At 67.4% G+C, this 12,160-nt stretch carries 9 protein-coding genes and 1 tRNA gene; 7 read left to right on the forward strand and 3 right to left on the reverse strand.

The genetic code is table 11. The annotated features are described in order from the left end of the window. Positions 1 to 110: 110 nt before the first annotated feature. From B1A78_RS17000 to B1A78_RS17010, 3 genes are all read left to right on the forward strand, one after another. Entirely contained in the window at positions 111 to 599 is a 489-nt protein-coding gene (locus B1A78_RS17000) for a cell division protein ZapA (protein WP_077148105.1), read from the forward strand. 221 nt (positions 600 to 820) lie between these two features. Beyond that, positions 821 to 1,402, forward strand: a complete 582-nt coding sequence (locus tag B1A78_RS17005) for a 5-formyltetrahydrofolate cyclo-ligase (RefSeq protein ID WP_083734260.1) — start codon at positions 821 to 823, stop codon at positions 1,400 to 1,402. Beyond that, complete coding sequence (locus tag B1A78_RS17010; RefSeq protein WP_077148107.1) at positions 1,399 to 1,626, forward strand: DUF2842 domain-containing protein; 228 nt, start codon at positions 1,399 to 1,401, stop codon at positions 1,624 to 1,626. The genes B1A78_RS17005 and B1A78_RS17010 overlap by 4 nt, the downstream gene beginning before the upstream one ends. Before the next feature lie 81 nt (positions 1,627 to 1,707). Here the strand turns inward: B1A78_RS17010 and B1A78_RS17015 are convergent. Further along, positions 1,708 to 1,784, reverse strand: a tRNA-Asp gene (locus tag B1A78_RS17015). A gap of 43 nt (positions 1,785 to 1,827) precedes the next feature. Further along, the gene (locus B1A78_RS17020) at positions 1,828 to 2,985 is read right to left on the reverse strand and encodes an AI-2E family transporter (protein ID WP_077148111.1); all 1,158 of its coding nucleotides are present in this window, start codon (positions 2,983 to 2,985) and stop codon (positions 1,828 to 1,830) included. A 307-nt stretch (positions 2,986 to 3,292) separates the two neighbouring features. On the opposite strand from B1A78_RS17020, the gene B1A78_RS17025 reads away from it, so the two are divergent. From B1A78_RS17025 to B1A78_RS17040, 4 genes are all read left to right on the forward strand, one after another. After that, complete coding sequence (locus B1A78_RS17025) at positions 3,293 to 4,225, forward strand: hypothetical protein (RefSeq protein ID WP_256839062.1); 933 nt, start codon at positions 3,293 to 3,295, stop codon at positions 4,223 to 4,225. Next, positions 4,225 to 4,701, forward strand: a complete 477-nt coding sequence (locus tag B1A78_RS17030; RefSeq protein WP_077148109.1) for a hypothetical protein — start codon at positions 4,225 to 4,227, stop codon at positions 4,699 to 4,701. The genes B1A78_RS17025 and B1A78_RS17030 overlap by 1 nt, the downstream gene beginning before the upstream one ends. Before the next feature lie 74 nt (positions 4,702 to 4,775). Beyond that, positions 4,776 to 5,831, forward strand: a complete 1,056-nt coding sequence (locus tag B1A78_RS17035; RefSeq protein ID WP_077148110.1) for a DUF11 domain-containing protein — start codon at positions 4,776 to 4,778, stop codon at positions 5,829 to 5,831. Positions 5,832 to 5,898: 67 nt separating this feature from the next. Next, positions 5,899 to 10,998 carry a DUF11 domain-containing protein gene (locus B1A78_RS17040; protein ID WP_083734262.1) on the forward strand — a complete coding sequence of 1,700 codons (5,100 nt, stop codon included), beginning with the start codon at positions 5,899 to 5,901 and terminating at the stop codon, positions 10,996 to 10,998. 99 nt (positions 10,999 to 11,097) lie between these two features. Here B1A78_RS17040 and B1A78_RS17045 read toward each other — a convergent pair. After that, the coding region (locus tag B1A78_RS17045; protein WP_083734263.1) for a dihydrolipoamide acetyltransferase family protein at positions 11,098 to 12,160 on the reverse strand (1,063 nt) is incomplete at its 5' end.

Raw genomic sequence — 12,160 nt, forward strand, 5'->3', positions numbered from 1 at the left:
CCCGCCAGCCGCCACCGCGACCGCCCTGCCCGCCGCCGAACAGTCGGCGCTGAAGGCCGAAGTCGCCGCCGTCATCGGCGAACTCGACCGGCTGATCGCGGAGGCCGAACGTGGCTGACGTCAAGCTCACCATCGCCGGGCGCCCCTATGACGTCCATTGCGCCGATGGGCAGGAGGCGCAGCTGATCCAACTCGCCGGCATCGTCGACGCCAAGGCGCGCGGCATGCAGGGCACCACCGAGGTGCGCCAATTGCTGTTCGCGGCGCTGATGCTCGCCGACGAGACGCAGGAAGCGCAGAACAAGGCGGGCAATGCCGAACCGCAGCTCGATTCGCTGCGTGCGGCGATCGCGCTCGCAGAAAGCCGCGAAAGCACAGCGCGCGACGAACTCCGCGCCGCGGTATCGCGCGAATCGGCGGCGCTCGACCAGGTCAAGCAGGCGACCGAGCGTGAGGCGGTGCTGACCGCCGAGCTCGAAAAGCTGCGTCAGGGCGCGCCGGTCGTCCCCGCCCCCGCCGCACCGGTCCACGACCGCGCGCTGGCACAGATCGCCGACCGCATCGAGGCGCTGGCGACGAAAGTCGAGCAAATGCCTTGAGCGCGGGCGCCCGCATCCCTACATAGGGGGCGGCGGGCGCTGCCCGGTACGAGCTGTTGCGAAAATCCCTGAGGCGATACATCATCCAAGGGAGCTGTCCCTGCCCGGACCCTGGTCCGACGTACATGGTTCCCACCTGACGTTACTGGCGTCAGAGGATCTTCCAGAAAACGGCCCATGGTGGTCCCGCCAACCATTTGATGAAGGCAGAGAGTGAGGCGATGACCGAAATGTCCGCCGACCTGCCGAGCCGGAAACGGCGGCTGCGCGAGAAATTGCGCTTCAGGCGGCGCCATTTTGTCGCCAATCTCAACGAATTCACGCGCTTTGCCGCGTTCCGGGCGCTTCCCGACCCGCTCGCCGAGATCGTCGGCGCGCAGGCTGTCGTCGGCGCCTATGCGCCGTGGGGCGACGAGCCCGACATCCTGCCGATGCTGGGCGGCTATCCGCTCGCCCTCCCCCACCATGACGGCCGCGTCGATACGATGGGCTTTCGCCGCTGGCACGCGGGCGACGCTCTGGTGAAGGGCCCGTGGACGACGCTCCAGCCCGCCGACGCTGCCGAATCGGCGCTCCCCGCGCTCCTCTTCTGCCCGCTCGTCGGGTTCGACCGCCGCGGCGGGCGCATCGGCCAGGGCGGCGGCCATTATGATCGCTGGTTCGCGGCGAATCCGCAGGCCCTACGCATCGGCGTCGGCTGGTCGGTGCAGGAAATCGATGCGATGCCGCTCGAGCCCACCGACATGGCGCTCGACGCCGTGCTGACCGAACAGGAATTTATCGTGACCGGAGACCGTTTGTGACCAACGAGCCGCAGCCCAGCTGGCGCAAGCCAGCCGGCATCTTCCTGATCATGGCCCTGATCATCGCCTGGGCGGTGCTGGTGGCCAGCCTGTCGCCGTGGGTCGGTGAATGGCCGGTGCTCGTGCAGGCGATCTTCTACCTCGTCGCGGGGATCGTCTGGATCTGGGTGCTGCCGCTGAAGGCATTGCTGCGCTGGATGGAACTGGGGCGGTGGCGCGGCTGATAAGCCGCGCCAATCCACATCATTCTGCCTGGTAAAGCGTCCCAAGCTGCGGTGGCCATTCCGTCCCGAGGGACTGAGGAATGGCGCGAGTGACGGGGCTCGAACCCGCGACCTCCGGCGTGACAGGCCGGCACTCTAACCAACTGAGCTACACCCGCGTGTGCTTGGGAGCAGCGCCAATATGCGCCGCGCTCGACCCTGTCAACCGTCGCTTTCGGCATGCATGCGATTTAATCGATCGCGCATCTCGTCGGCCGCGGTGAGCGTACCGCGCTCGAACAGGAAACCCGCCAGATCGGGGGTTCCGGTCGACTGCAGCACGGTCTGGACGATGAGCAGCAAAGGCACCGCGAGCAGCGCCCCCGGGGCGCCCCACACCCAGCCCCAGAAGCTCAACGACACGAGAATCAGCAGCGGATTGACCGTCAGCCGCCGTCCGAGCACCAGCGGGGTGATGAGATTCGCCTCGATCGTGTGGACGCCGATGAAGATCAGCGCGGGAAGCAGCGCAAAGCCCACCGCGTCGAAGGTCATCAGGCCGCCGAGTCCCAACAGCGTCGCGGCGACGATCGGCCCCAGATACGGCACGAAATTGCACAGCGAGACGATGCCGCCCCACATGAAGGGCGACGGCATGCCGAGCGCCCACAGCAACAGCGACACGAGCAGCCCGAGAATCGCGTTGATCATCGTGATCGTCGCCAGATAGTCGGCGGTCGCGTCGACGACATTCTGGATCACGCGCGCGGTCTGCATCGCGCCGTCGAAGCTGCCGCGGCGGCGAATCGTACCCTTGCGCAGCCGGGTCCAGCCGGCGAGGAAGAAAAAGATCACCAGCACCGCGAAAAAGAGCTGGATCGCCGCGGCGGGCGCCGACGAGATGAAATAGTCGATCACCGACGACGGCGCCTGCGCCGCGACCGCCTGCGCCGTCGCCTCGGTCCCGCTCGCGACCGACATCAGCGTGCGATCGACGAATTTCTGCAGCGTCGAATAAAAGTCGATCAGCGGCGCGAGGTTGCTCTGGATGCGCGGGATCGATTCGGGGAGCCGCGCGAACCAGCCGGTCGCGGGCACGACGATGATCGCCAGCGCCGCATTCACCAGAGCGAGGAAGGCCGACAGCGCGAGGAAGGAGGCGAGCGCCGACGGGACCCCGCGCCGTTCGAGCCATTCGAGCAGCGGCACCAGCGCGATCGCGATGACGATCGCGGCGGTCAGCGGCAGGAAGAATTCGGCGCCCGCCTTGAGCGCGAAGGGAAAGGCAAGACAGAAAGCCGCGCCGATAATCAGCGTCAGCGCCGCGAGCAGCCGGTCGCGGCGAAAATCGTCGATCTCGATCTGGTGCAGGGGGTTGATGCGCGCCGGCGCATTCTCGTCCCCCTTCTTCTCCGCCACGCCGCCGTCTCCCTGTTGTTCCGCTCGTCTTACGCGAGCTTGGTGCGGGGCGCCAGACGGTGCGCGTGCCGGGCAACCCCGACCGCTTTTGTCCGATTCTGGATCAGAATCGCGCTTGGTCACCAGCGTCTTAACCAGAAATTTCTCTTTTTCGCCGATTGAGGGGGCACGGACCAGCCAATCGGAGTCAAAGATCATGGTGAATGCGCCTGTGGGGGGCGCGCTGCATCAGTATCGCATCCCTTCCATTTCTTACATTGCGCTCGCTGTGGCGCTCGCCCTGCCGATGCAGGCCCAGGCCGCCGGCACCCGCGCGGGCTCGACGATCAGCAACACCGCCACCGCCAGCTATGACGCGGGCGGCGGCACGCAGACCGTCGATTCGAACCGCGTCGACCTGCGCGTCGACGAACTGCTCGACGTCACCGTCGATTCGAGCGATCCCGCCGACGTCGCGACGACGCCCGGCGCGACCGCCCAGCTCCTGACCTTTTCGGTCACCAACAACGGCAACGGCGTCGAAAGCTTTGGTCTGACCACGATCGCCAATGGCGGCGGCGACGATTATGACCCGACGGTCACGCAAATCTATATCGACAATGGCGACGGCGTTTTCGACGCCAACACCGACACGCTGTACACGCCGGGCGCCAACGACCCGACGCTCAATCCCGACCAAAGCGTCACGATTTTCGTGCTGTCGACGACGCCCGCGGGGGTCGGCGACGGTAATCGCGGCACCGTCAGCCTCGTCGCCGCGGCGAAGACCGGCACCGGCGCCCCGGGCACCAGCTTTCCGGGCCAGGGCGAAGGCGGCGGCGATGCCGTCGTCGGCTCGACCGGCGCCGACGGGCAGGACCAGGGCGCGTTCGTCGTCTCGGCCGCCACGGTGTCGCTCGTCAAATCGGCGGTCGTCGTCGATCCCTTCGGCGGCAGCGAGCCGGTTCCGGGCGCGACGATCACCTACACGATCACCGCGACGGTCGCCGGCAGCGGTTCGGTGAACGGCCTGGCCATCACCGACAATATCCCGGCCGACACCAGCTATGTCGCCGGATCGATCACGCTCGGCGCCACGGCGCTGACCGACGGCGTCGATGCCGACGCCGGCGATTACAACGGCACGCGGGTCAATGTCGCGCTCGGCACGGTTGCCGGCGGCCAGACCCGTACCGTCACCTTCAAGACCAGGATCGACTGATGGAGATCAATATGCGCCTGTTTTTCCTCGCGTTAGCCGCGGCCGTCGTGCCCGGCCAGGCCCTCGCGGCCAACCAGGTCGCGCTCGACAACAATGTGTTCGTCGAACGCGTCTCGACCGACGCCACCGGCAAGCAGCGCGTGCTGCTCGAGGAGCCGAAGGTCGTCGTTCCCGGCGACAAGCTGGTGTTCGTGCTCAACTATCGCAACGCGAGCGCGCAGCCGGCCGACAAGTTCGTCATCACCAATCCGATGCCCTCGGCAGTCAGCTTTGCCGACGCCGGGGACACGCGCCCGCTGGTTTCGGTCGACGGAGGCAAGACGTGGGGTCTGCTTCCCCAGATGACCGTTCGCCAGGCCGATGGCCAGACGCGCGCCGCGCAGCCGGCCGACGTCACGCACATCCGCTGGGCGTTCCAGCAGCCGATCCCGGCTGGCGGGACGGGCAAGCTGATGTTCCGAGGAGTTGTGAAGTAATTCAATAGCGTAAGCCGCCTTACGGTTGCCGGCGGTGGGGAAAGGCAACCAACCAAAGCCCAGGAGTTCAGCTGATGAACAAGCTGACGAATATGGGCACCTTGGGTCTGGCGGCGATTGCTACATTCGCCTCCGCGCCGGCGTTCGCCGCCGGCACGACTGCTGGTGCCTCGATCACGAATACCGCCACCGTCGACTTCCAGGTCGGTGGCGTGAGCCAGGTTCAGCAAAGCGCGTCGGACACTTTCGTGGTCGACCGCAAGATCAACCTGCTCGTCGAAGAAGTCGGCACCGTCACGACCAATGTCGTTCCGGGGCAGACCAATGCGGTGACGACCTTCCAGGTCACCAACACGTCGAACGAAGTGCTCGACTTCCTGCTCGCCGCCACCCAGATCACGGGCGGCACCGCGGCGCATGGCGGCACCGACAGCTTCAACGCGACGAATATCCGCATCTATCGCGACAATCCGACGACCGGGACGGTCGGCAGCTGGGATGCGGGCGACGCCCTCGTCACCTATGTCGACGAACTGGCCGCCGACGCGACCGCGCGCATCTTCGTCCTCGCCGATATCCCCACCGGCCTCGCCAATGGCTCGGTCGCGGGCGTCCAGCTGCGCGCCACCGCGCGTGAAGGCGGCACGCCGGGCAGCCAGGGCGCGGCGGTTTCGCAGACCGCGGGTGCCAATACGGCGGCCAAGGATACCGTCTTTGCCGACGGCATCGGCGTCAACGACGCCAATCGCGACGCCGCGCACAGCGCCGCCGACGATTATACGGTGCAGACGGCAACGCTGACGGTCACCAAGACCAGCCGCGTGATCTCCGACCCGTTCAACCTGACCTCGAACCCGAAAATGATCCCGGGTGCGACGGTCGAATATTGCATCGCGGTGGCCAATACGGGCAGCGCCGATGCGACGAGCGTGTCGATCAGCGATAGCGTGCCGACGCAACTGCTGTTCACGCCGAGCACGATCCTGCTCAACGGGACGGTCACCGGCGGCACCTGCAACGCCGATGGCGCAGCGGGCGGCAGCTATGCCGCGCCGGTCGTGTCGGGGACGATCGCCACGGTGGCGGCGGGCGCGACGCGCACGCTGGTCTTCCGCGCTACCGTCAACTGATCGCGGAAAAGGGTAAGGGCAGCGACGCCGGTCATTCCGGCGGCGCTACCCCCTTGCCTGAGCGCCCATGGCCTTTTTCTCGAAATATCTGGCATTTGCGGCCACATTGGTTGCGGCGGCGACGCTTCCCGCAACGAGTGCGCACGCCCAGGTCATTTCCAATACCGCGTCGGCCGAATGGACCGCGAGCGGCGGCAGCGCGCAGACGCTGTCGAACCGCGTCGACGTCACGGTCACGCCGCGGCCGCCCGAGCGGCCGACGATCAGCACCTACCGGCTGACCAACAATCTCGGTTCCAAGTCCGCGCCGGTCGTTCCGACCCGCTGCCAGGGCACGAACGGGACCAGCCTGATCGAACCGAGCGGCGTTTTCGCGTCGCTGCCGACCGATCCCGCCTCTTTGCAGCCCACAGGGCGCTTTCACGCCGGTGAAGTCTTGGTGGTCGGCGTCACGCTCGCCAGCGCCAACGCCGATCCCTCCGCTCGCGACACGCTCGACGTGACGCTCGAGCTCGAAAATGGCGATCGCGAGCGCATCACCCTGTCCGAAACCGCGGTGAACAGCGGCGAATTCATCGGCATCATCAACACCATCGGCATTCCGCCGGCGCTGATCGCGGGCGATTGCCGCCTGTCGGTTGCACCCGGATCGACCGTGACGATGCGCGTGAGCGACGCGGCGCACGCCGATCTGGTCGCGACCGCGCAGATCAGCTTCCTCGTCGACCCCTTCGGCATCGTGTTCGACAGCGGCGATGGCGCGCCCGTCGCAGGCAGCCGGGTGACGATCGTCGACGCCGCGACCGGCCAGCCCGCACCGGTGTTCGGTGACGACGGCGTGTCGACCTATCCGTCGAGCGTGGTGACCGGCCAGAGCGTCACCGACAGCGGCGGCACCGTCTATGGTTTCCCGCCCGGCGATTATCGTTTCCCCTTCGTCGCGCCCGGCACCTATCGCCTGGTGGTAGAGCCGCCAGCGCCCTTCACCGCTCCATCGACCGCAGATCCCTCGGCGCTGGCCGGTTTCCGCCGTCCCGACGACGGCCTGCCCTACACGATCACCAGCGGCAGCTACGGCGCGGCGTTCACGCTCAGCGATCCGGCGCCGGTGCGCATCGACATCCCGGTCGACCAGCCGGGCGGCGAACTCGTCCTGCGCAAGACGACCTCGACGCAGGTCGCGGTGCCCGGCGACGTGATCCAGTACCGGATCGAGGTCTCCGCCCGCGATGCGCGCCGGGCGAGCGGCGTGGTGACGGTCAGCGACATCCTGCCCGCGGGCATGCGGCTGCGACTCGACACGGTGCGCGCGAACGGCGTGCGGATCGACCCGGTGGTGGCCGGAAACGGCCGCGAATTCCGCGTCACCCTGCCCGCGATCGCGCCCGGCGGCCGAGTGCTGCTCACCTATCTCGCCGAAGTCGTCGTGTCGGCGCAGCCCGGAAACGCGCTCAACCGCGCGACCGCGACCGACAGTCGCGGCGCGACGTCGAACGTCTCCGAGGCGACGGTGTCGATCAAGCGCGACCAGCTCGGCGACCGGATGACGATCATCGGCCGCATCACCGATGGCGGCTGCGCGGTGAATCCGGGCAAGGCGGCGGGGATCGGCGGCGTCCGCGTCATGCTGCAGGACGGCAGCTACGCCGTCACCGACCAGGACGGCCGCTATCATTTCGAAGGCGTGCGCCCCGGCTTGCACGTCGTGCAGATCGACCCGTCGACGCTGCCGCTCGACCGCGAACCCGTCGACTGCGCACGCTCGACCGCCAGCGCGGGCAGCGCGATCTCGCGTTTCGTGCAGGGCCGCGGCGGCTCGCTGAAACGCGCCGATTTCCGCGCCATCGCCAGCGCGCCGCGCGCCGCACCCGACCTTCAGGCCGCCGACGCGCCCGTGGTGCTCAGCGATCCCGAGGCCGCCGGTGCGGGCCGCGACTGGCTGACGGGTCAGGCGCCGGGCATCGCCTGGCTCTTCCCCGCCCCCGACCATAATCCGCGCTCGAAGGCTGTGCGCGCCGCGATCAAGCATGCGCCGGGCCAGAGCGTCGCGCTGACGATCAACGGCAAGCCGGTCGACCCGTTAAGCTTCGAAGGCACGAGCAAGTCCGCCGACGGCCAGGTCGCGGTCAGCCTGTGGCGCGGCATCGAGATCCGCGAAGGCGAAAACAGCCTCGTCGCGACGGTGAAAGACGCCAATGGCGTGACGATCGAAACGCTCGAACGCCGCGTCCATTATTCGATCACCCCGATGCGCGCCGCGCTGATCCGCGAGAAATCGGTGCTGATCGCCGACGGCGTGACGCGCCCGGTGCTCGCCGTCCGCCTGACCGACCGCGACGGCAAACCCATTCGCAGCGGCCTGACCGGCGATTTTAGCGTCCCCGCGCCCTATTATCCCGCGGTCGAAGCCGACGCACAGCAGGCGCGCCAGCTCTCGGGGCTCGAACGCGCACGGCCGGTGTGGAAGATCGATGGCGACGACGGCATCGCCTATATCGAACTCGAACCGACGACCGCGTCGGGCACGCTGACGATCGATTTCGCCTTCCGCGACGACAAGGTGACGCGGGGCCAGACGATCGAGACCTGGCTCGACCCGGGCGATCGCCCGTGGACCGTCGTCGGCTTTGCCGCAGGCACGCTCGGCTACAACACGCTCGACGATCGTATGGAGCCGGTGGCCGAGACGCTCGACGACCTCAACGGCGATGCGCGGCTCGCGCTCTATGCCAAGGGCCGGGTGCGCGGCAAATGGCTGATGACGCTCGCCTATGACAGCGACAAGGACAAGGACGACGCGCGCTTCGGCGGCGTGATCGACCCGCGCGCCTATTATACGATCTATGCCGACCGCAACGAGACGCGCTACGACGCCGCCTCGGTGCGCAAGCTCTACCTGCGGCTCGAACGCCCGCAATTCTATGCGATGTTCGGCGATATCGAGACCGGCATCTCGGAACCGCAGCTCGCCCGCTACCAGCGCGCGCTGAACGGCGGCAAGGCCGAGTATCGCGGCAAGAATATCGCCGCGACCGCCTTCGCGGCCGACACCCCCTATCGCTTCCGCCGCGACGAGATCCAGGGCAATGGCCTGACCGGTCCGTACCAGCTCGGCGCCCGGGATATTTTGCCGAACAGCGAGCGCATCGTCATCGAGACGCGCGACCGGCTGCACAGCGAGCAGATCGTCGACACGCGCACGCTGACGCGCCACATCGATTATGACATCGACTATTTCGCCGGCACCTTGCGCTTCCGCGAGCCGGTGCTCAGCCGCTCGTCGGCGCTCGATCCGCAGTTCATCGTCGCCGAATATGAGGTCGACGGCATCGGCGAGCGCGTGCTCAACGCCGGCGGGCGCGTCAGCTACCAATCCGACGACGAGAAGCTTCGCGTCGGCGCGACGATGATCCACGACGAGGACAGCGACGCGAAGACCAATCTCGGCGGCGTCGATGCGCGATATCGCCCGAATGTCGATACCGAAATCCGCGCCGAACTGGCGGTGAGCGATGCGTCGGCCAAGGCCGGCAGCGCGGTCGCCGCCGCAGGCCGCGCGACCGCCTGGCTTCTCGAGGCCGAACATCACAGCCGCACGGTCGATGTGCTCGCTTACGTCCGTGAGCGCGGCACGGGCTTTGGCGCCGGCCAGCTCAACCGCGGCGAGGACGGCACGCGCAAGTTCGGCGTCGAGGCGCGGCTGCGCGCCACGCGCACGCTGTCGCTCTCCGGCAGCGCCTGGCAGGAACAATATCTCGACGTCGGCTCACGCCGCCGCGCCGCGCGTGCGCTGGTCGAATATGACAATGGCACCACCGTCGCGCGCGCTGGCATCACCCACGCCGACGACCGGCTGTCGGACGGCACGAGCAATGTATCGAACATCGTCCAGTTCGGCGCGACGCAGCGCCTGTTCGAAAAGCGGCTCGAACTCGACGCGCAGACCGAATTCGCCCTAGGCGGCAAGGACGCGAGCGTCGATTTCCCGACGCGCCACCGCCTCGGCGCGCGTTTCGCGATCACGCGCGACGTCAATCTCGTCGGCAGCTACGAAATCGCCGACGGCGACAGCATCAAGGCGCGCACCGCGCGGCTCGGCTTCGACCTCGCGCCCTGGGCCGGAGCGCGGCTGCTCGCGACCGCGAACCAGCAGGATATCGGCGAATATGGCCCGCGCAGCTTCGCCGCCTATGGCCTGTCGCAGTCGCTGCGGCTCGGCAAGAAGCTGACGGTCGATGTCTCGGTCGACGGCAACCGCACCATCGGCGGCATCCGCGCCGGCGACGTACTCAACGTCGATCATCCGGTGGCCTCGGGCGGCTTCCTCGGCAACAATGGCACGCTGACCGAGGACTTCCTCGCGATCAGCACCGGCGCGACATACCGCACCGAGCGCTGGACGCTGACCGGGCGCGCCGAATATCGCGACGGCGAGCTTGCCAATCGCTATGGGCTGACGCTCGGCACCCTGCGCCAGCTCGGCGAAGGCCGCGCGCTCGGTGCGCTCTTCACCTACGCCAAGGCGAGCGGCAGCGGCACCACGCCGACGACCGAGGTGATGAGCTTCGAGATGAGCTGGGCGCACCGCCCCGCCGAATCGCGCGTGTCGTGGCTCAACAAGACCGAGTTCCGCTCGGACAAGGTCCGCGATGCGATCGCCGGGCAGCCGGGCCCGATCGGCGGCGGCGCGCTGACGATCGACGGCGATGCGACGAGCCGCCGCGCGCTCAACAGCCTGTCGGTCAACTGGACTCCGATGGGCAATCGCGAAATCGGCGATCGCCGTGGCGGCGACCGGATGTGGTACGAACGCGCCGAAGTCGGCGTATTCTGGGGCACACGCTATAATTTCGACAAGTTCGGTGCCGACGATGTGAAGGGCTGGTCGAACCTGCTCGGCGCCGATTTCCGCTTCAACCTCGGCGAACATGTCGATGTCGGGGCGTCGGGCACCGTGCGCGTCGGGACCGGCGGCGACACCGTGAGCTGGGCGGGCGGGCCGACGATCACGCTGGCGCCGATGAAAAATGCGAATGTGACCTTCGGTTACAATTTCTCAGGTTTCCACGACCGCGATTTCGAGGACAGCCGTTATTCGCGCTCGGGCGCCTATGTGACCTTCAAGCTGAAATTCGACCAGACGAGTTTTCAGGGGTTGGGGCTTTAACTCCCAACCTTAATTCCGTCATTGCGAGCGAAGCGAAGCAATCCAGAGTGGCGTACACAGCTCTGGATTGCTTCGCTTCGCTCGCAATGACGAAGTGAGTTAATCCGCGAACAGCAGAACCGGCGTCTCGATCAGCTTCTTGAGCGCTTGCACATAGCTCGCGGCGTCCCAACCATCGACGACGCGGTGGTCGCAGCTGATCGACAGGTTCATCAGCTTCGCGCGGCGGATCTCGTCGCCGTCGAAGACCGGACGCTCGACGATCTTGTTCGGGCCGATGATCGCAACCTCGGGCCGGTTGATCACCGGCGTCGTCGCGATACCGCCGAGCGGGCCGAGCGAGGTGACGGTCAGCGTGCCGCCCGTCAGTTCCTCGACCTTCGCCTTGCCGGTGCGAGCAGCTTCGGCCAAGCGGCTGATTTCGCTCGCGAGTTGCCAGACATTCTTGTCCTGCGCGTCGCGGATCACCGGGACCATCAGTCCCGCGTCGGTCTGCGTCGCCATGCCGAGATGCACCGCGCCATAGCGCGTCACCACGCCGCCCTCGTCGTCGTAGCGCGCGTTGATCATTGGGAACTGCGGGATGGTGCGGCAGATCGCGACGATCAGGAAGGGCAGCATCGTCAGTTTGGGGCGGCCGCCGCGGTTGGCATTGAGGTCCGCGCGCATATCCTCGAGCGCGGTGACGTCCATTTCCTCGACATAGGTGAAATGCGGAATCGCGCGCTTCGACGCCGCCATATTCTCGGCGATCTTGCGGCGCATGCCGATGACCTTGATCGGCTCGTCGGCGCGTGCCCGGCTCGCGCCGGGAGCGTGATAGCCCTGCCCGGCGCTGTACCGAAGAAACGCGTCCAGATCCGAATGCCGGATGCGGTCCCCTTCGGCATGGATTTGGCCGAGATCGACGCCGAGATCCTTAGCGCGCGCGCGGACGGCGGGCGATGCGAGGACCTGGCGGTCGTGCGCGGGCGCAGCCACGGGAGCGGGCGCCGGCGCGGGAGCCGGTGCTGCAACGGGCGCGGGCGCAGCGACTTCGGCCACCGACACTTCCTCGGCCCCCGGCGTCTCAGCCACAATCTCTTCCTCGACCGGCGTATCGGCGGGCGGCGCTTCGACATCGCCGTCGCCATCGGTCTCGATCACCGCGAGCGTCGAGCCG

The sequence above is a fragment of the Sphingopyxis sp. KK2 genome, assembly GCF_001990265.1.
Lineage (GTDB): Bacteria > Pseudomonadota > Alphaproteobacteria > Sphingomonadales > Sphingomonadaceae > Sphingopyxis.